The sequence below is a fragment of the Variovorax sp. P5_A3 genome, assembly GCF_056400665.1.
The window spans coordinates 74328-94277 of record NZ_JBFUKW010000017.1; the positions used below are offsets into that span (position 1 = coordinate 74328).

The following is a 19950-nucleotide window of genomic DNA, read 5'->3' on the forward strand; positions in this document are numbered from 1 at the left end:
CGATTCAGGAGGGAGGAAAGAAGATGGCGTTGTCCAGACGTCCGGCCGGAGGCTTTTCGCTTCTGGAGGTTCTCGTTGCAATCGTTGTTCTCAGCCTCGGGTTGCTGGGGGCGATGAGCATGCTGATGGCGTCGATGAGGAGCGCGACCGAATCCGGGTCGTTCACCGCTGCGGTCAACCTCGTGCGCGACTTGTCCGAGAAAGCACGGGTCAACAAGAATGCGTCGACTCGGGGTGCCGATGCGAATCCGTATCTGCTCGACCTGAATAGCAGCGATCCGCTCCCGGGCGCACGGGGGGGCGGATGCGCGGGCGCTGCCGCACAGTGCAATGCCGACGATCTGGCGGCCTGGGATGTTCACCACTGGGTGCAACGTGCCAGGAACACGCTGCCCGAAGCGCACGTTGTCATCTGCTTCGACGACGAACCGCTGGACACCGACGACGCCTCGCAATGGACTTGTACCGATAGGGGACGCACCCTGGTGGTCAAGCTGGGCTGGAGGCCGCGGCTGGGCAGCGAGGAAGACATGGACGCAGGGCGCCGGACGCCTCGCGTCGTCATGCAACTGATTCCGGGGCAGGCCTACCATGGCGCTTGAGACGCGCCGGCCTATGCAGCGCGGCGTTACTCTGATCGAGGTGATGGTCGCCTTGGCGATCGGCCTCGTCGTGGTGCTCGCGGCGTCGACTGCATTCATTGGCGCCAGGAAGTTGCACGACACCGATGCCGATGTGCAAGCGGTCCAGGACGCGCTTCGTTTCACCCGCCACGTGGTGCAGAGCCAATTGCGCCAGGCCGGCTACGCGGACTATGCGCCCGATCGGTTGAGCGACGACCGAGGGGTCATCGCAAGCCACGCAACGCTGCAAGCCGATCCCGGCAGCGTGCTCGACCTCGATGTTGCCGGCGCAAGCAACACCAGCGTCGACGGCAAGAGCAACAGCTTCGGCCTCAACGACGCCGATCCCAAGAATCAGAACGATTCGCTGATGATCCGCTTCTTTGGCCGCTCGAAGGCCGGCGGCACAGGCGAAGCGGACGGCACCATGACCGATTGCTTCGGCGCCGAGCAGGCAGGCCCTGCGTCCGAGCCTTCGCTCGATGACAGAGCGTGGAGCTTCTTTTACGTGGCGCTCGCTGGCGATGGCGAACCCGAGCTTTACTGCAAATACCGAGGCAAGACAGGCAACTTCTCGCCCGAGCCATTGGTGCGCGGAGTCGAGAAGTTCAAGGTCGTCTACGGCCATGACGGCAACGGCGACAGCGTTCCCGAAACCTGGCTCGATGCCAAGGGAATCGCAGCCAAGGCTGCCGGAGGTGGAAACGTCAACGACGAGTGGCGCAAGGTCGTCGCGGTGCGAGTAGGCGTGGTCGTTCGAAGCCTCCGCCCAAACGGCGATCTGAGGCAACTCGCGTCCGAGAAGTACCGGCTGTACCCGCTCGGCGAAGAGTTCTCCAACATCTTCTTCGACCCACCGGATGACGGGCGCTTCCGATCCACCGCGACCTTCACGGTCATGTTGCGCAATGTCCTGAGGGCGCCCGCATGAGAGGCGTGCTGGGCCGGCAGGCCGGCTTCTCGTTGATCGTCGTATTGCTGCTCCTGATCGTGCTCACCGTCCTCGGCGTGGGCGCGGCGCAACTGTCGCTCGTCAACGAACTCGGCGCCCGGAGCGATCGGGATACGGGGATCGCCTTCCAGGCGGCCGAGGCGGCGCTGATCGACGCCGAGATCGATGTGCTCGGGCCGAACCCCAGTACCGCGTCGCGCCTCTGTGCATTCAGCCCCAAGGATGTCACCTCGTTCGTCGCGGGCTGCGGAGGCCCGGGAGACACGCAGGGGCTGTGTGCGGCGGCAGCATCCGGTGGCGCGCCCGCCTGGATGACGGTGGACCTTTCGCCCACGAGCAGAACCTCGGTCGAGTACGGCAGGTTCACCGGGCAGCGCTATGCCACAGGCGCGGGCGCCATACCCGCGGCCTTGCCGCGCTATGTCATCGAGGTCATGCGCAGCAACGGCGGTTGGCAGGCCAACCAGCTGGAGAGCGCGGGTGCAAGCGGTGCGTCCAACATCTTTCGCGTGACTGCGATCGGCTTCGGTGTCCGGGAGCAAACCCAGGTGGTCCTGCAGACCAATTTGTACAAACCGACAGTCAGCACAGGCTGTCCATGAGGAGGGGAGTTGGCATTGATCAAGCTTCGACGAAGCGACCTGAAGACCGCATCCATTGCGGCATCGATTTGTCTTGCATACGCATACACATCCGGGCCGGCTGCGGCGCCTGCGGTGCCGCCCGACGCCGTACTGGCCGACGAGCCTCTGTACGCCACGACATCCCTGGTCAAGCCCAACATGGTGCTGGATCTGTCGGTGGAGTATCCGACGACGGGCGCCGCCTATCGCATGGCGTTCGACATCAGGAAGACCTACATCGGGTATTGGGACCCGATGGGCTGTTACGACTATTCGGCAACGGACGGCTTCTTCAAGCGCGCTGCGACGGCGACCGTGTCGAGCGGTGCCATCGTCTGCTCGAACAAATGGAGCGGCAACGTGTTGAACTGGGCCGCGTCGTCCGCGATCGACATGCTGCGCTATGCCATGACGGGAGGTGATCGCATCGTCGACACGGCGGGGAGCACGGTGCTTCAACGCGCAGTGCTCCAGCCGGGCTTCTACAACAATGCGTCGAATTTTCCCGCGCGTACCCTGACCGGCAATCTGGGCAAGCTGACACCCCTGGTCTCGAGCGGCGTCGCGACGGACGGCGGCACAGTCTGGATCGCGAGTTGTCGCGATCGCTTCTTCGTCGGGCCATCGTCGACCGGGACGTGTGACCAGCCCGGCGCCAATCAGCGTTTCGGGCCCGGAAAGTCGGCGGCTCCCTACTACGCCCGCGTGGAGGTCTGCTCCGCAACGGAAGGTCCGCTTCGTTCCGATCTCTGCCTCAAGTACCCGAACGGAAAGTACAAGCCCGTGGGCACGATCCAGACCTACTCCGACAAGATGCGATTCGCCGCATTCGGCTACCTGATGGACAACACCAACCGGCGCTACGGGGGCGTACTGCGCGCCCCGATGAAGTTCGCCGGGCCGACGGCCCAGAACGCCAGGTTCGAGAAGATCGCGAACGAGGCTGCGGAGTGGGACGAGAACACCGGCGTGTTCGCAGCCAACCCGCTGTCGAGCGCGGAGAATCGAAGCGGCGTGGTCAACTACCTGAATCAGTTCGGGCGCACCGGGTCCACGCCGGGTTCCTACAAGTCACTGGACCCCGTCGGAGAGATGTACTACGAGTCTCTCCGATACCTGCAAGGCCAGCCACCGACGGAGCAGGCATCCGCGGGCATCACGGACGCGATGAAGGACGGCTTCCCCGTCTACAACAAGACCGCGAAATGGGGCTTGGGCACCCAAGGCAACTGGGACCCGGTCGTCGCAAGTTGCCAGCGTAACCACGTGGTCGTGATCGGCGACCTCAATACACACCATGACCGCTCGCTTCCAGGCCTCGCGACCGACGGGCTCGATGGCTGGGGAGGTGTGCATCCAGTCGGTGCATCGGAGCCTGACACCGCCTTCTGGTCGAGGGTGATTGGCGCCTTCGAGAACAACGAGTCGCTCGCCTATGACGATCCCGCGGGAGGGGGCAAGACCTTGACGACGCGCGGCAACGCCGGCGGCCCCCAGGCCTATGCGTACGGCAATGGGAACGGCGCGCTGATCACATCATCGAACATCGCGACGCTGAATACGGGATCGGACCAGGGAGGATTCGGATGGGCGGGCCTGGCCTACTGGGCCAACACGCAAGGCATTCGCCGCGACTACCCCGACGTCCGCGTCAAGACCTACACCATCGACGTCGATGAAGGGGGCGACGGCACGATCCGCCAGGGCAAGCGCGGTAGTGCCTTCTATCTTGCGGCCAAGTACGGTGGCTTCGATGACAAGAACAACGACGGCAATCCCTTCGTGACGGGCACCGGGGCGGCGGAATCCATCTCGAACTCGGAATGGCAGTCGGGCCTGGATGACGACGGAAAACCGAAGCCGGCGAACTACTTTCTCGCGAGCAAGCCCGAAGAGATGATCGCGGCCATCCGGAAGATCTTTGCGAATGCCGGTGCGGCCAGCGGAAGCCTTGCGGGAGGCGCCGTGTCCAGCACGCGGGTCACGTCGAACGGCGCGAGCATCTATGTCCCGCATCTCGACAGCACGCGCTGGTCGGGCTCGCTGCTGGCCTATGGGCTCAGCTACGACGCCAAGGCTGGCGTTGTGAACAAGGACGCGACGCCGACCTGGGATGCGGGCGCGCTGCTGACGTCGGGGGACCCCCGCAAGACCCCTGCGATTCCTGCGCCCGACCCCGCCAAGCGGAAGGTCTTCACGATGCTCGGATCAGGATTCGGTGAGGCGTTCACCTGGGACGCGCTGAAGGGAGACCCCGCATTGGCCGGATACCTGGACAGCGAGCCGCTTTCGCAGGTTGGCGCGAAGGACGGTCTCGGCGATTTCCGCGTCGCCTACTTGCGCGGTGACCGCAGGAAGGAAACCTCGGAGAGCGGCGGCATCTTCAGGACGCGCGATTCGGTCATGGGCGACGTCGTCAATTCGGCGCCGCTGCTGGTCGGGCCGCCCAGTCCGGCGGTGCAAGGAAGCGGCTACGACAGCTTCGTGGCTGCGCGAAAGGGACGCATGCCTGCGGTCTACGTCGGCGCGAACGACGGGATGCTCCATGCATTTGCCGCTGCCAGTGGCACTGAGCTGTTCGCCTATGTGCCGCGCGCCCTGTATCCGAAGTTGGGGGCGTACACCTCGCCGGCCTACCTGCATCAACCCTACGTGGACGGCAGTCCTGCCGCGGGCGAGATTCAACTGGCGGACGGCACCTGGAAGACCGCGCTGGTGTCGGGAATGGGCGGTGGCGCCCGCGGGGTGTTCGCACTGGACGTGACCGACCCGGCCGAGTTCTCGAAAAGCCATGTGATGTGGGAGTTCACCGGTGCCGACGATGCGGACATGGGTTTTGTCACGCAAGCGCCAAGCATCAGGAAGTTTCGTACGGTGGCTGCGAAGAGTGGCCAGCCGGCGGTCTACCGCTGGTTCGCCGTGGTGCCCTCGGGATTCAACAACGGCAACGCCACCAAGGCGGCTGCCCTGTTCCTGCTCTCGCTGGACAAGGCGCCCGGCGAACCCTGGAAACGCAATTCGAACTACTACAAGATCGTATTGCCGAATCCGTTGGACTCGACCTCCGTCAATGCGCTCGGCCCGGTCGGAGACTACGTCTCTGCCGACGATGCGGTCCGTTGGCTCTATGCGGGAGACACGCAAGGCAACGTGTGGAAGTTCGACTTCTACTCGAATGACGCGCCATGGAGCGAAGCCACGGCATTGGGGCTGGAGGGGTCCCCGCTGATGGTGGCCCAGGATTCACTTGGGAATCGCCAGCCCATCACCGTCGCGCCGGAGGTGGGCGTGGGGCCCGCCGGCGGCGCGATCGTATTGTTCGGCACGGGCAAGTTCGTCGAGATGGACGACCTGAGCAGTCGCCGCACGCAATCGCTCTACGCCGTGTATGACAACGGCAAGGCCGGCATCCCTGCCTACGAGACTCGCACCCAATTGGAGGTGCGGAAGGTGGAGCCTGACGGCAAGGGCCGCTTCAGCATCTCGGGCGGCGCCTTTGTCTACGGCAACTACGACAGCAAGACGTCGCGCCGACGCGGCTGGTACTTCGATCTGCCCGAGTCGACCAGCAACGGCGAACGCCTCGTCGGCGATATGACGCTGAGCGACGGCTACCTGACGTTCAACACCTTGATTCCGAACCCCAATGCCTGCGGTACGGGAGGAGGTGGCCACAGCTGCGCGGTGAACGCGATGACCGGGATGTCGGCGGCCGGGACCTGCGTGGCGTCGACGATCGGGCTGCTCAGTTCTCCGCTGGTGATCCAGGGCGGCGACAGTGTCTTCAGTTCGACGGACTCGTTCGGTCGCCGCATCGAGACCAAGAAGGTTTCGATCATCAACGTCGGGACGGGAACGGGCACCGGGGCGGGGGTATCGACCGCGGAGCCCATCGAAGGGGGCGAGGTCTCGCAGATCGCGGGTCGTCTCAATTGGCGGCAGGTCATCAACTACAAGGACGCCAAGCCATGAAGCGGTCTTCTTCTCGCGGCTTCACCTTGATCGAGCTCATGATCGTCGTGGCCGTGATCGCGATTCTGGGCGCGATCGCCTATCCGTCCTACATGGACTCGGTCCGGAAAGGCTGGCGCACGGAGGCTCGCACGGCGCTCGTGCAGGAGATGCAGCAGCAGGAGCGCTTCTACACGCAACGCGGAAAGTACAGGACGGATGACCCGTTCAAGGCGTCGTCCGGCGACAGCGATGCTGCCAGCAAGTACGACATCGTCGTCGATGCTTGCCAAGGGCAGAAGGACGCGGGGCAATGCCTTCGGCTGACCGCAAACCTCCGGTCCGGCTTGACGGATACCGCGGTCGGCAACATCTGGATCGAAAGCTCTGGCGTCAAGGGGTGCGATGGGCAGGACAGCAACAGGTGCTGGCAATGAACCGGGCGCGCGGCTTCACGCTGATCGAACTCATGGTCGTCGTCGCGCTGGTCGCGATCCTGGGGACCATGGCCGTGCCGGGCTTTCGCGACCTGCTCGTCAATCAGAGGCTCGTGGCGAGCCAGAGTGAATTCGTGGCCGCCCTGGGCCTGGCGCGCACCGAGGCCATGAAGCGATCGCAGACGGTGTCCCTCACGCCCCTGAACCAGGATTGGTCGAACGGCTGGGAGGTGGCGACGACCGTCGACGGCAAGGCGGAGGTGGTGCGCACCTTCGACGCGCTTCGAGCCGGTGTTGCGGTCGACTTCACGACCGGCAGCGGCTTCAACAAGGCCGTTCTCTACGATGCCAGTGGGTTCGCCCGGGGAAAGGCCGGAGGCTTCGGAGGAGGGTGCCTGACCTTCAAGGCGGATACGGGGCGACGCAGCTCCATTGTTCTCTCGGTCACCGGCCGCCCCAAGGTCTGCGACCCCGACAAGAAGGGCGATTGCGGCTCGGGCGCTTGCGGCCGCTGAGCCTGAACGCAGCGGGTGCGTTCAGATGTCCCTCAGCAACTGCCTGAACTCATCCACGTCCTCGAAGCTCCGGTACACCGATGCAAAGCGCACATAGGCGACCTTGTCGAGCTTCTTGAGCTCTCGCATGACGAGTTCGCCGACCTTCGTCGACTCGATCTCGCGCAGGCCGCTGGACAGCAGCTTCTGCTCGATGCGCAAGAGGGCGTTGTCGATCTGCTCGATGCTGACGGGGCGCTTGCGCAGCGCCAGCATCATCGACGCGCGCACCTTGCCCGCGTCGAAGTCGGCCCGGCTGCCATCCTTCTTGACCACGACCGGGAAGTTCACGTCGGGCCGTTCGTAGGTGGTGAAGCGCTTGTCGCAAGTGCTGCATTGACGCCGGCGCCGGACGAAGTCGCCGTCTTCCGAGATGCGGGTCTCCACGACCTGCGTCTCGAGGTGACCGCAAAAAGGGCACTTCATGCGGCCGCCGCGCTCGGCACAGGGCCGTGAGGAAGCGTATCGAGCGCGAACGCCGGCATGGTCTTAGCGGTAGACCGGGAAACGGCTGGTCAGCGCGTGCACCTTGGCGCGGACCGCCTCGATGTTGGCCGCGTCGCGCGGGTTCTCGAGCACGTCCGCGATGAGATTGGCCGTGACGCGGGCCTCTTCGTCCTTGAAGCCGCGGGTCGTCATGGCCGGCGTGCCGATGCGCACGCCGCTGGTGACCATCGGCTTTTCGGGGTCGTTCGGGATCGCGTTCTTGTTGATGGTCATGTGGGCGCTGCCCAATACGGCCTCGGCTTCCTTGCCGGTGATGCCCTTCGCGCGCAGGTCGACGAGCATGACGTGGCTTTCGGTGCGGCCGCTCACGATGCGCAGGCCGCGCTGCGTGAGCGTCTCGGCCACGATCTGCGCGTTCTTGACCACTTGTTGCTGGTAGGTCTTGAACTCCGGCGAAAGCGCTTCCTTGAAGGCGACGGCCTTGGCGGCGATGACATGCATCAGCGGGCCGCCCTGGAGTCCGGGGAAGATCGCGCTGTTGATCGCCTTCTCGTGTTGCGACTTCATCAGGATGATGCCCCCGCGCGGGCCGCGCAGGCTCTTGTGGGTGGTGGAAGTCACCACGTCGGCGTGCGGCACCGGGTTGGGGTAGACGCCTGCAGCCACCAGGCCGGCGTAGTGCGCGATGTCGACCATGAAGATCGCGCCCACGTCCTTGGCGACCTTGGCGAATCGCTCGAAGTCGATGCGCAGGGAATAGGCCGAGGCGCCGGCGATGATCAGCTTGGGCATCGAGTCGTGCGCCTTGCGTTCCATCGCGTCGTAGTCGATCTCTTCCTTCTCGTTCAGGCCGTAGCTCACCACGTTGAACCACTTGCCGCTCATGTTGAGGGGCATGCCGTGCGTGAGGTGGCCTCCCTCGGCCAGGCTCATGCCCATGATGGTGTCGCCGGGCTTCAGGAAGGCCAGCATGACGGCCTCGTTGGCGGAAGCGCCGCAATGCGCCTGCACGTTGGCCGCGTCGGCCCCGAAGAGCTGCTTGACGCGGTCGATGGCCAGTTGCTCGGCCACGTCGACGTGCTCGCAGCCGCCGTAGTAGCGCTTGCCGGGGTAGCCTTCGGCGTACTTGTTCGTCAGTTGCGAGCCTTGCGCGGCCATGACGGCCGGCGACGCGTAGTTTTCGCTCGCGATGAGCTCGATGTGGTGTTCCTGGCGGGCGTTCTCGGCCTGGATGGCGGCGAAGATTTCAGGATCGGTCTGTTCGACCAGGATGTTGCGGTGGTACATGGCAGTCCTTCAAGACGATGGTCCTTGTTCTTCAACCAAACAAGGGCTGCCCAGGCGAACGGCTGAACGCCTGCTCAAGACCGCAGGCGGCACGCTTCCCAGTGGTAGTCCACGTCAGCGCAATGCACCTGAAAAGGGTTGCGCCTATCGCCAGTCGCGTGCTGGCGGAGTGTAGCCGACGGCGCTTGCCACCGGCGGCAACAGGCCTAGGAAGCCGACAGCTGTGCCACCTGTTGCGGGTCGGCTTCGGGCTGTGGCTTGGCCGGGGCCACGACCGGGATGGGGTTCGGGCGCACGGCCGGCGGATTGACGGACGGCGCGCGGCCGCCGATCACCTGGCGCAGGCGTTCGTGCTCGGCCAGCACCTTGGTGGCATAGCCGCCATCGTCGCTGAGATTGGCCGCGCCGACGTAGTAGCGCAGGCCCCCTTCGAGCGAGCCGGCCTTGGCAATGCATTCCTGCAGCACCTTGACGCCCACGCGCATGTTGGTCACCGGGTCGAAGGCGGTGAGGGTACCGCCGGCGGGTTCGTACTTTTCGCCATGAACGCGGGTCATGACCTGCATCAGGCCCTGGGCGCCGACCTGGCTCTGGGCGAAGGGGTTGAAACTGGATTCGACCGCCATGATGGCGAGGATCAGCGTCGGGTCGAGCTTGGTGCGCTTGCCCAGGTCGAAGGCTTCGGCGACCAGGACGGTCAGCGGCTCGACCGCCACGCGGTATTTCTTGCTCAGCCAGTAGGCGACCGCGGCCTGCGCCTTTGGCAGTTCGTGCGGACTGGCGGCCGTGGTGCGATCGATCGCGGTGGGCTCCAGATCCGTGACGGCGGCCACCTCAGGAGGCGGCTTGCGGGATTGCAGCCAGCCCATGAGTTGTTCCTCGCCCGATTGGCGAAGGTCCGGCCGGGCGGCCAATGCCAGTGCGGCGAACACGATCGCCAGCCCGACCAGGGCAAACCCGTTGTGGGTGATTTCAAAAAAGCCGTCGGCCACGTCGGACACGAAGGTCCTTAGCCCTCGGGCCGTGGCATCAAACGCCTGTTTCATCGCTCTTCCTTTCTATGCGGAGCCTGTGCGCATCGCCGCGGGGGGGCGAAGCTGGAAGGCAGGCGCTTGGATTGGTACGAATCAGGTCCGCGCAAGAAGGGGAGAGGGCGCGGCCGCCTGATCAAGCCGGTGGAATTCGGCAGCGGATCGGAGAGTCCGACCGCGTCTGGCGGTCCGGAGAAGAGGGCATTCTAGGAGCGGCTAAATACCCGGTCAAGAATAACGATTAGTTCCGTTATTCCAATTTTGATGTAATAAATGTGTGAAATAGTTCGCGCATCGACACGCGACCGTCCATTGAAAACCTCATTTGCATTCCCTCTGTCACGCGCCTAGGCTGAGGGGGCCTGATCATTTCAGGTGTTCACCAAGGTCCAGTGGCCGGAGGAGCAATCCGAAGGTTCAGCGGCTGAGGCCCAACGGTGGCAATCTCTTGCTGCCAGCATGACCGGAACGATTGAACTTCCGGTCGAGCGAAAAGATGGCATGGGCGTTGCGTCCGCCATCGAGCCCGAAGACAAGACATTTCGTCGCGTCTTCGGGCTTTCTTGCTTCTGGGAAGGCACCGGTGTTTGGGGCACACTCCCCCTCGATGAATGCTGCTTCGCTGATACAGAACAAATGGGTGCGACGCGGGGTCGTCGCGTTACTGGTCCTGCTGATCGTCTGGGTCATTGCCTGGCTGGCGGTGCCGCCGATCGCCAAGAGCCAGATCCAGAAGATCGCCAGCGAGAAGCTCGGCCGCCAGGTCACGGTCGGCAAGATCGATTTCAAGCCCTGGACGCTCGAACTCGCCGTGAATGACTTGCGCATCGCCACGGCGGATGGCACTCAGCCGCAAGTGGTGATCCGGCGGATCTATGCCGATGCCGAATTGCAGTCGATCCTGCGCCTCGCCCCGGTGATCGACGCGGTCTCGATCGATTCGCCGGCGATCAAGCTGACGCATCTGGCCGATGGCAAGTACGACATCGACGACATCCTCGCCAAGCTGGCGCCCAAGCCGGATGCACCCAAGAGCGAGCCTCCGCGATTCGCCATCTACAACATCGCGATTTCCGGCGGGTCGGTCGACTTCGAGGACCAGACTGTCAAGCGCACCCACGAGCTTCGCGACCTCGTGCTCAACGTACCTTTCATCAGCAATCTGGCGTCCCAGCGCGAGGTGAAGACCGAGCCGAAGCTGGCATTCGTCCTCAACGGAAGCAAATTCGATTCGGCGGCGGCCTCCACGCCTTTTGCCGAAAACCGCAAGACTGATGCCCAGTTGAGCTTCACCGACCTCGATCTTGTGCCCTATCTGGGCTACATCCCGGGCGGCCTGCCGGTCGCATTGAAGTCGGGCAAGCTCGACGCGGAGCTCAAGGTCGACTTCGAGCAGACCGCCACGACGGGGCTCAAGATCACCGGCACGATCGGGGCGCGCGACATCAAGGTGGTGGACTCCAAGTCGCACGACCTGCTCGGCTTCGATTCGCTCAAGATCGCATTGGACGACGTCAGGCCGCTGGAGCGGGTCGTGCACCTGAGCGAAGTGGCCCTGGCCGGGCCGGATCTGGTGGTGGCGCGCGATGCCGGCGGGCAACTCAATCTTCTTGCGACCGACCGGGCGACCGGCGCGCACGAAAAGGCGGCGACGCTGCCCGCGCCCGATGCCGATGGCGCAGCGAAGCCGGCCGAGCCGCAACCCTGGCGCATCCAGGTCGACAAGGTGGCGCTGACCGGCGGCACGATCGGCTGGCGAGACCAGACCACCCAGCCGGATGCTGCGGTCGACATGAAGAACCTCGCCGTCGAGGTGCGCGCCGTGACATGGCCCATGGACAAGCCTGCGCAATTCAACGGCTCGACCTCCATCGGCGGGGCGGCGATCAAGTTCAGCGGCGAGGGGACCGACAAGGCGGCGCAGGTGGCGACCGAAGTCGACGCGCTGCCCCTGTCGCTGGCGGCGCCGTACCTGGCGCAAAGCCTCGAACCGACCCTCGACGGCAAGCTGAGCGGAAAGATCGACGTCGCCTGGGCCAAGCCCGATCTCAAGTTCAAGGCGCGCAGCGTCGTGGCCGAGGGCCTGGCCCTCACGCAGGCCAAGACCGCGCTGGCGAGCGTCGGCCGCTTCGAGATCGTCGACGCCGAAGCGGACATGACCAGGCACACGCTTGCGATCGCATCCTTTACCGCGACGAACCCGAAGGTCCGCATCGAGCGCGACAACGAAAAGCGCTGGATGTTCGAGCGCTGGCTGAAGGCGCCCCCGGGCGGCAGCCAGAGCGGCTCTGCCGACGCCAAGGTCGCCGCTCCCAGGGACCCCGGCGCCAAGGACGCGCCTCCGGGTGCGAACAGCAAGCCATGGGAGCTTTCCATCGGCACGGTGGCGATCGACAACGGCGCGCTTTCCTTTGAGGACAATGCGAGCGCCACGCCGGTGGCCTTCGAACTCAGCGCGCTGAACATCAAGGCGCAGAAGATCGCGCCGAACACGGCCACGGTGTCGCCGCTCAAGCTGTCGGGGCGCATCGCCGCCGGCCGCGCGGAGCCGGGGCGATTCGAGTACGACGGCAACGTGGTGCTCAAGCCCGTTTCGGCGGAGGGCAAGTTGGTGGTCGCGTCCATCCCGGCCCACGCCTTCAAGGCCTACTACGCGGATGCGCTCAACGTCGACATTCGCCGCGCCTTCGCGAGCTACCGCGGCACGGTCAAGTTCGCGACCCTGCCTGCAGGCATCAGCGTGCGGCTGGCCGGCGACACGGCCGTGGACGACTTCCGCGCCAACAGCGTCGTGCTGACGCAGGCGCCGGGCCTGTCGCGAAACAATCAATTGCTGAGCTGGAAGACGCTGGGCCTGCGCGGCCTGCAGGTGAAACTGGAGCCGGGCGCGCCCTTGGCTGTCGATGTGCGCGAGACCGCGCTGACCGATTTCTATGCCCGGATCATCATCGATCCGACCGGCAAGTTGAATCTTCTCTACCTGGTCAAGAAGCCCGGCCAGGAAGCCGCGCCGGCAACGGACGAGGCGGCGGCGGCCGAAGTCACCACGAAGCGCAGCATCGGCGGGACGAATACGACGACCGCCAGCCGGCGGCCGGCCAACCGGGCGCGTGGCGCACCGCCGCCCGCCGAGCTCATGGTCGGTGGCGCGGCCGAGCCGGCGAAGGCGGCGGCCGTCGCAACCGCCGCAGCGACCGAGCCATCGGGTCCGGCACCGATCATCAATTTCGGTCCGATGAGCCTGGTGAACGGGAAGATCGACTTCTCCGACCTGTTCATCAAGCCCAACTATTCAGCAGATCTGACCGAGCTGACCGGCAAGCTCAGCGCTTTCTCGTCGAAGCCGCAGGGCGACAAGCCCGCGCTGGCGGACCTCGAGCTGCGCGGCAAGGCACAGCAGACGGCATCGCTCGAGATCACCGGCAAGCTGAACCCGCTGGTGAAGCCGCTGGAACTCGACATCACGGCCAGGATGCACGACCTGGATCTGCCGCCGCTGTCGCCCTATTCGGTGCGATTCGCCGGCCACGGCATCGAACGCGGCAAGCTGAGCATGGACGTCAACTACAAGATCGCCCCGGACGGCACGCTGACGGCGTCCAACAAGCTGGTGCTCAACCAGCTCCAGTTCGGCGAAGAGGTCGAGGGTGCACCGGCGAGCCTGCCTGTGCGCCTGGCCGTGGCGTTGCTGGCCGATCGCAATGGCGTCATCGACATCGACCTCCCGCTCAGGGGGTCGATCAACGATCCGCAATTCAGCATCGGGCCGTTGATCCTGAAGGCCATCGTCAATCTGATCGCCAAGGCCGCCACGGCGCCGTTTGCCCTGCTGACCGGTGGCTTTGGCGGAGGCGGCGAGTCGAGCACGATCGCCTTCGCGCCGGGCAGCGTGGAATTGTCGGCGGAGGCCAAGGAGAATCTCGACAAGGTCGCGAAGGCGCTCAACGACAGGCCGGCCCTGAAGATGACGGTGGTTGGGATGTCCAGCCTCGACAAGGAGCGCGAGGCCTATCAACGCCAGCAAGTGCGCCGGCTTGCGCAGGCCGAGAAGCGCAGGGCCACGGTCCGCGCCGGCCAGGACGCGACTGACTTGCCCCCGCTCACCGATGCCGAATACCCTGCGCTACTGGCGGCGGTCTACAAGCGCTCCGAAGTCACCAAGCCCCGCAATATGGTGGGATTGGCCAAGGACTTGCCGACCAATGAAATGGAGGACCTGCTGCTCACCAGCATTCCCGTCGACGAGGAGTCGATGCGACAGTTGGCGGTGGATCGCGGCGCCGCGGTGCGCGACTACCTGCTGGAGCGGAAGGTGCCCAGCGAGCAGCTCTTCCTCGGCGCGGTACGAACCAAGGCCGAAGGCGACAACTGGAAACCAGGCGCCGAACTGAAACTGGCCACCCGCTGACCCGACCAGCCGCAAGTCGGTGAAAATGGAGCGGTGCGCCGGCAAATTGCCGGCGCCTTCGCTTTTTCTCTACAGATAACGATATTCGCGCAGTGACCTCAACTTCCACCAAGCCTCACGACATCCAGTCCCTCGACACGTTGACCGGGGGCGCCTTCACTGCGTCCACGTCCGGCGAGCGCGCCCAGCGCATCCGCGACTGGCTCGCCAGCAACCCGGCGACCGAGCAGGTACAGAACGTGTTCAAGGAAATGAGCGGACGCGACAAGGGCGCCGCCCGGCCACTTCGCGAGAAACTCGACGAACTGCGACGTGCCAAGGACCAGGAGGCCATCGCCGTCGAGTGGGGACACAAGGCGGAGGCCTTGCTGGTGCAGCCCAAGCTCAATATTGCGGATGCGCTTGCCTGGCAGCGCGACGCGGCCAAGGCGGGCGCGCCACTTTCGCGCGAGCCGCTGGCGGGCCTCAAGACCCGGCTGGCAGAGCGGGTGAAGGGCATCGAGGACTTGCAGCACCGCGCGCAGGTCCATCGCGAGGCCGCCGTATTGCTGGCGCAGCGCTTCGAGGTGTTGTCGACCAAGAGCTGGCGCGACGCGCAGGCGGCCGAGGAAGCACTGCGCGCGGACGTCGCCCACTGGCAGCAGCAGGCCGCCGAGATTGCCGCGGACGGCAACTGGAGCAGCCTCGACGCACGTTTTGCGCCGCAACTCGAATCCTCCAAGGCGCAACTCCTGGTGGTTTCGGATGCATTCCACGCTGCCCTGGCGCAGGCGCAGGCCGCCGCGGCGGACGCCGCCGCACCGCTGCCGCCGGTGCCCGTCTGGGCTGACGAACTGCGCGTTGCGCGCGGTGGCGCACCCGAAGCAGCGCCGGCTGCCGCACAGAAGCCTGCGGCACCGAAGGTCGACCCTGAAAAGCGCGCCGCAGCGCAGGACGCCGTGCAGGCCGCGCTCGCCAAGCTGGAACAGGAAACTGCCGAAGGACACGGCAAGGCCAGCGCCGGTGCCGCTGCCGCATTGCGCGTCGTGCTCAAGGAACACGGCAGGCTTGTCGATGCGCCGCTCGAAGCGCGCGTGCATGCTGCCCTGGTGGCCGCCGGCGAACTCGAAGGCTGGCAGCGCTGGAGCGCCGACAAGGTTCGCGAAGAACTGGTCGCGAAGGCCGAAGGCCTGCTGAAGCGCCCCGAGGGCCAAGCCCTGGGCGGCCGCAAGATGCAGGAAACCCTTCGGGCACTGCGGGAACAGTGGAAGCAGTCCGACCAGGGTGGCGTGCCCAACCACGCACTCTGGAAACGCTTCGATGAAGCCTGCAACGAGGCCCACAAGGTCGTCGAGGCCTGGCTCGAGAAAGTCCGCGCCGACGCAGCCGAGCACCGTGCCCAGCGCCTCGCGCTGATCGAAGAGGTGAAGGCGTGGGCCGCCGAGCATGCGGAGGCGGCCGACCTGAAGGCGCACAACCGCGCGCTGCACCAGTTCGCCGATCGCTGGCGCGACGCCGGCCACGTGGGCGAGAAGGTGTTTGCCGAGCTTCAGGCGCAATGGAACGAAGCCTTCGGTGCGGCGCGCGCGCCCTTCGAGGCCGCGCAGAAGGCAAGCGTCGAGCGGCGCCAGGCCATGATCGCCGAGGCGATCGAACTTGGCGCGGCACCGATGTTGCGCATCGATGCGGTCAAGGCGTTGCAGCAGCGCTGGCAGGCAGAGGCGCAGTCCGTGCCGCTCGACCGCCGCCACGAACAGAAGATGTGGGACGCCTTCCGCGCGCCGATCGACGAGGCCTTCAACCGCAAGAGCGCAGAGCGCGAAAAGGCCTCGGCCGCGATGAGCGAGCACGACCGCCATGTGCTGAATGCGTCGAAGGCACTCGAAGCCGCCAACAGCACTGGCGATGCGCAGAAGATCCGCGCAGCGATGGCGCAGTTGGAAGCCGCGCTGCGCGGCGAGGCGCCGCCTGCTCCGGAGCCGGCCCAGGCCGCGAAAGCCGACGGTCCCGCCGTGGGCGCCACGGAGGTGGTTGCCCCCGGTCAGGCGGCCGCCGAATTCAGCGAAAGCGCCGGGCAATCGCCTGCGCCGGAAGATGCCGAGGCGGCGCCGTCCGGCGTGCCAGCCGAGGCCGAGGCGTCCGGCGAGGATCTGGTCGCGCCTGCCGATGGTGCCGACCCGTCGGCCCGTTCCGATGCCGAAGCGGTCGAAGAAGCCAGCCCTGCGCCCGCTGCACCGCCCAAGCCTGCGCCCAAGCCGGTCATCGCCGTGCGTGGCGACGACCGCCCCGGCAACAAGAAGGCCGAAGCCGTGCCTGCCGGTCGAGGCGGCAAGTTCGGGGATCGTCGCGACAGCCGCGGCGCGCCCGGAGGCCCAGGCGGTCGCCCTGGCGAGCGGGCTCCACGACCCGGCGAACGCGGAGCACCGGCTGGTGGCCGCTTCGGCGATCGTCCACCGCGCTTCGAGGACCGCGGCCCTCGTCTCGGCGACGCCGCATTCCGCGCGCAACGCGAAGCGCTCGAACGTGCCGACCTCGCGTTGCGCAAGCTCGCGGCGCAGGCCCATGGCGAAGCCTTGACACAGGTGCTTGGTGCGTGGGAGAAGCGCGATGCAACGCAACTGCCCAGCGTCCAGGAACTGGGGCGCGCGGTATCGCCGGCGGTTCGCACCGGGTGGTCGCAGGCATTGGGTTCTGCACCGTCAGCAAAGGCCGACGATGCGGCCGAGGCCTTGCTGCGTCTGGAAATGGCGGCAGAAGTGCCGACGCCCGCAGAGCAACTTGAAGCGCGTCGCGCCTTGCAGCTCAAGCTGCTGACGCGGCGCGGCGATCCGGCGCCCGCCCAGACGTGGGGTCAGGATGCCGGCAAGGTGCTCGCGGCGCCGCACGATGCCGCGTCGGCGCGTCGTCTGCAGAACGCGCTCAAGACGCTGCTGCGCAAGTGATCCTGACTCAGCCTGCCTTTCGGGGCAGGCCGGCCATCACCTTGCGTCTGTCGACGTGAAGAACTCGTCGAACATGGACGCCAGCGCTGGAAAGTCGGCCTCCAGGCTGGCTCGATTCACGAAGTACGCCTCGCAGGCGACGGCGAAGAATTCGCCGGTCGACTGCGCGCCATAGGCGTCGAGCCACGGGGGCTCACCCCCGAAGCGCTCGGCCAGGATGGTCTGTTCGCGAAAAGCGTCGTAGGCCGGCTGCAGCACTGCAAACCACGCTGCGCGCGCGTCCCGCGAACTCGATGTGCCCCGAAAACTGGGCGGCAGCGGTGGGCAACCGTCGACTGCACCGCCGCCATGCATGTCGATCTTGTGGGCGAATTCATGGATCACGACGTTGTAGCCCTCGGCGCGCGTGACGCTGCTCGCGAGCACGTCCTGCCAGCTCAGCATCACCGGCCCGCGCTCCATGGCCTCGCCGGCCACGATCTCTTCGTATTCGTGGACCACACCGGAGGTGTCGGTTGTCTTGCGAAGCGCCACGGCTTCCGAGGGGTGCACCACGATCCCGACGAAATCGTCGTACCAGTGGAGACCGCCCTTCAGATGCAGGACGGGGAGCACCGCTTGCGCGGCGACGGCCAGTGCGACTTCGTCGGTGATAACGAAGCCGTGCGCTCCATGAAAGCGCTTGTCGCGAAGGAATTCGGCGGCCAGTTGCCGCAGTCGCTCCACATCGGCCGCCGGCCGTTCGCCAAGGAAGCGGTAGCGCGCGAGGGTCTCCCGCCAGGCTGCGTCGGGAATTCGGGGCGGCGCGCGCAGGCTGCGCAGCCAAGAGAACATCAGCGCAGGTCGACGCGTCTTGCGCCGGCGCTGGAAATGCACAGCAACTGCGCGCGCGCCGGATGGGCCGCGACGTCCCAGTCGCTGAGCACGATGCGTTCGAGCCCGTCACCCAGCGCGTGCGTTGCGGGCTTGTGGGTATGGCCGTGCACCAGCGTGCTCGCGCCAGCCTGGTGCAGCCAGTCGCGGGCGGCATCCGCATCGACGTCGGCCCAAACCATGCCGGGGCTTTGCTTGCGGTCTTCGCTCTGCGCACGAACCGAGCGCGCGAGGTTGCGGCGCTCTTCCATCGGACGGGCGAGGACCGCTTCCTTCCATTCCGGCGTGCGCACCTGGGCGCGGAATCGCAGGTATTCCGTGTCTTCGAGACAGAGCGCGTCCCCGTGGCTCAGCAGCCAGCGCTTGTCGTGCAGGACCAGCACGGTGGGGTCGTCGAGGAGCGTCAATCCGGACTGGGCTGCAAAGGCGGCGCCGACCAGGAAGTCGCGGTTGCCGTGCATGAAGAAGATCGGGCGTCGCACCGCCGCCATCCTCAAGACCTCTGCGCATTGGGCTTCGAAGCCGGGCAGGGTGGCTGCGTCGTCGCCGATCCAGACCTCGAAGAGGTCACCGAGGATGAAGATCGCATCCGCCGGCGTGGTTTCGAGATAGCCCTGCCAGGCGCCGAAGGTCGCCGGATCCGACGCCTGCAGATGGAGATCGGAAATGAGGTCGACCGTGCGCCAGCCTGCAGGAGCGACGATCTCGGCGAACGCCACGATGCGTGGACTCAGCTCTTGACGACGGCCTTCTCGATCACGACGTCCTCGAGCGGCACGTCGTCATGGAAGCCCTTGCGACCGGTCTTCACGGCCTTGATCTTGTCGACCACTTCCTTGCCGTCGATCACCTTGCCGAACACGGCGTAGCCCCAGCCCTGCGCCGAAGGCGCCGTGTGGTTCAGGAAGCCGTTGTCGGCCACGTTGATGAAGAACTGCGCGGTGGCCGAGTGGGGCGCGTTCGTGCGTGCCATCGCGACCGTGTAGTTGTCGTTCTTGAGGCCGTTGTTGGCTTCATTCTGGATCTCGGCGCCCGTCGGCTTCTGCGACATGCCGGGTTCGAAACCGCCACCCTGCACCATGAAGCCGGGGATGACGCGGTGGAACACGGTGTTGTCGTAGTGGCCCTTGGTCACGTACTCGATGAAGTTGGCGACCGACTTGGGCGCCTTGTCCTGGTCGAGCTCGAGCGTGATGACGCCCTGGCCCTTGATGTGCAGTTCGACTTGCGGGTTGCTCATGAGGATTCCTTTGGATTAGTTCGCCACGGTGGCGGACAGGATGGTGATGGTTTCGAGGGGCACGTCCTGCATGCCGCCCTTGTTGCCCGTGCGCGCAGCGCGGATTTTGTCGACGACCTCGGTGCCGGAGACGACCTTGCCGAACACGGCGTAGCCGGAGCCGTTCGCGTCGGACGCGTCGAGTCGTGTGTTGTCGACGACATTGATGAAGAACTGCGACGTGGCCGAGTTCGGATCGGAGGTGCGGGCCATCGCCACCGTGTACTTCGTGTTCTTGAGGCCGTTCTTCGCCTCCAGCGGGATCGGCGCGCGCGTCGGCTTCTGCTTCAAGTCCGCCGTGAAGCCGCCGCCCTGGATCATGAAGCCGTCGATGACGCGATGGAACACCGTGCCGTCGTAGTGCTTGTCCTTGACGTATTGCAGGAAGTTGTCGCCCGTCTTCGGCGCCTTGTCCGGCGCGAGTTCGATCACGATGTCGCCGGCCGAGGTGGTGAGCTTGACGCGGGGCGCGTTCTGCGCCCAGCTTGCGGTTGCCGAAATGGCCAGCGTCGCGGCCAGGACCAGCGCCGTCCGGCGCGAAAAGGCTTGAAGTGTCACAGGAAG

15 protein-coding genes and 1 riboswitch are annotated in these 19950 nt (G+C 65.7%); of the genes, 8 read left to right on the forward strand and 7 right to left on the reverse strand.

Translation table 11 applies throughout. The annotated features are described in order from the left end of the window. Positions 1–23: 23 nt before the first annotated feature. The 6 genes from pilV to AC1D3B_RS23680 are packed head-to-tail and all read left to right on the forward strand — an operon-like array spanning position 24 to position 7101. On the forward strand, positions 24–602 hold the full coding sequence (gene pilV, locus AC1D3B_RS23655) for a type IV pilus modification protein PilV (protein ID WP_478193112.1): 579 nt from the start codon (positions 24–26) through the stop codon (positions 600–602). Beyond that, complete coding sequence (locus AC1D3B_RS23660; RefSeq protein WP_478193113.1) at positions 592–1554, forward strand: PilW family protein; 963 nt, start codon at positions 592–594, stop codon at positions 1552–1554. The genes pilV and AC1D3B_RS23660 overlap by 11 nt, the downstream gene beginning before the upstream one ends. Continuing rightward, entirely contained in the window at positions 1551–2177 is a 627-nt protein-coding gene (locus AC1D3B_RS23665; protein WP_478193114.1) for a pilus assembly PilX family protein, read from the forward strand. The genes AC1D3B_RS23660 and AC1D3B_RS23665 overlap by 4 nt, the downstream gene beginning before the upstream one ends. A gap of 9 nt (positions 2178–2186) precedes the next feature. Next, complete coding sequence (locus tag AC1D3B_RS23670; protein WP_478193115.1) at positions 2187–6170, forward strand: pilus assembly protein; 3984 nt, start codon at positions 2187–2189, stop codon at positions 6168–6170. Further along, positions 6167–6586: a type IV pilin protein gene (locus tag AC1D3B_RS23675; RefSeq protein ID WP_478193116.1), complete on the forward strand. Its 420-nt coding sequence runs from the start codon at positions 6167–6169 to the stop codon at positions 6584–6586. The genes AC1D3B_RS23670 and AC1D3B_RS23675 overlap by 4 nt, the downstream gene beginning before the upstream one ends. Further along, positions 6583–7101 carry a GspH/FimT family pseudopilin gene (locus tag AC1D3B_RS23680; protein WP_478193117.1) on the forward strand — a complete coding sequence of 173 codons (519 nt, stop codon included), beginning with the start codon at positions 6583–6585 and terminating at the stop codon, positions 7099–7101. The genes AC1D3B_RS23675 and AC1D3B_RS23680 overlap by 4 nt, the downstream gene beginning before the upstream one ends. Positions 7102–7122: 21 nt before the next feature. Here the strand turns inward: AC1D3B_RS23680 and nrdR are convergent, their stop codons facing one another. The 3 genes from nrdR to AC1D3B_RS23695 form a co-directional block, all read right to left on the reverse strand. After that, entirely contained in the window at positions 7123–7566 is a 444-nt protein-coding gene (gene nrdR, locus AC1D3B_RS23685) for a transcriptional regulator NrdR (RefSeq protein WP_478193118.1), read from the reverse strand. A gap of 63 nt (positions 7567–7629) precedes the next feature. After that, positions 7630–8874, reverse strand: coding sequence for a serine hydroxymethyltransferase (gene glyA, locus AC1D3B_RS23690; protein WP_478193119.1), 1245 nt, complete (start codon positions 8872–8874; stop codon positions 7630–7632). Positions 8875–8915: 41 nt separating this feature from the next. Next, positions 8916–9042: riboswitch (ZMP/ZTP riboswitch) on the reverse strand. A 38-nt stretch (positions 9043–9080) separates the two neighbouring features. Further along, a complete protein-coding gene (locus AC1D3B_RS23695; RefSeq protein ID WP_478193120.1) occupies positions 9081–9920 on the reverse strand; it encodes a transglycosylase SLT domain-containing protein in 840 nt (279 codons plus the stop codon). A gap of 592 nt (positions 9921–10512) precedes the next feature. Between AC1D3B_RS23695 and AC1D3B_RS23700 the strand changes: the two genes are divergently transcribed. Then, positions 10513–14313, forward strand: a complete 3801-nt coding sequence (locus AC1D3B_RS23700; protein WP_478193121.1) for a DUF748 domain-containing protein — start codon at positions 10513–10515, stop codon at positions 14311–14313. 92 nt (positions 14314–14405) lie between these two features. Further along, the gene (locus AC1D3B_RS23705; protein WP_478193122.1) at positions 14406–17234 is read left to right on the forward strand and encodes a DUF349 domain-containing protein; all 2829 of its coding nucleotides are present in this window, start codon (positions 14406–14408) and stop codon (positions 17232–17234) included. 36 nt (positions 17235–17270) lie between these two features. Here AC1D3B_RS23705 and AC1D3B_RS23710 read toward each other — a convergent pair whose 3' ends face one another. Genes AC1D3B_RS23710 through AC1D3B_RS23725 form a run of 4 tightly spaced genes read right to left on the reverse strand, consistent with a single transcriptional unit; the run spans position 17271 to position 19944 of the window. After that, positions 17271–18068, reverse strand: coding sequence for a M90 family metallopeptidase (locus tag AC1D3B_RS23710; RefSeq protein ID WP_478193123.1), 798 nt, complete (start codon positions 18066–18068; stop codon positions 17271–17273). After that, positions 18068–18826 (reverse strand): UDP-2,3-diacylglucosamine diphosphatase, encoded by a 759-nt coding sequence (locus tag AC1D3B_RS23715; RefSeq protein ID WP_478193124.1) that lies wholly within the window; start codon positions 18824–18826, stop codon positions 18068–18070. The genes AC1D3B_RS23710 and AC1D3B_RS23715 overlap by 1 nt, the downstream gene beginning before the upstream one ends. An 11-nt stretch (positions 18827–18837) precedes the next feature. Further along, positions 18838–19347 carry a peptidylprolyl isomerase gene (locus tag AC1D3B_RS23720; RefSeq protein ID WP_478193125.1) on the reverse strand — a complete coding sequence of 170 codons (510 nt, stop codon included), beginning with the start codon at positions 19345–19347 and terminating at the stop codon, positions 18838–18840. Between the two features lie 15 nt (positions 19348–19362). Then, positions 19363–19944 (reverse strand): peptidylprolyl isomerase, encoded by a 582-nt coding sequence (locus AC1D3B_RS23725; protein WP_478193126.1) that lies wholly within the window; start codon positions 19942–19944, stop codon positions 19363–19365. Between the last annotated feature and the right edge of the window lie 6 nt (positions 19945–19950).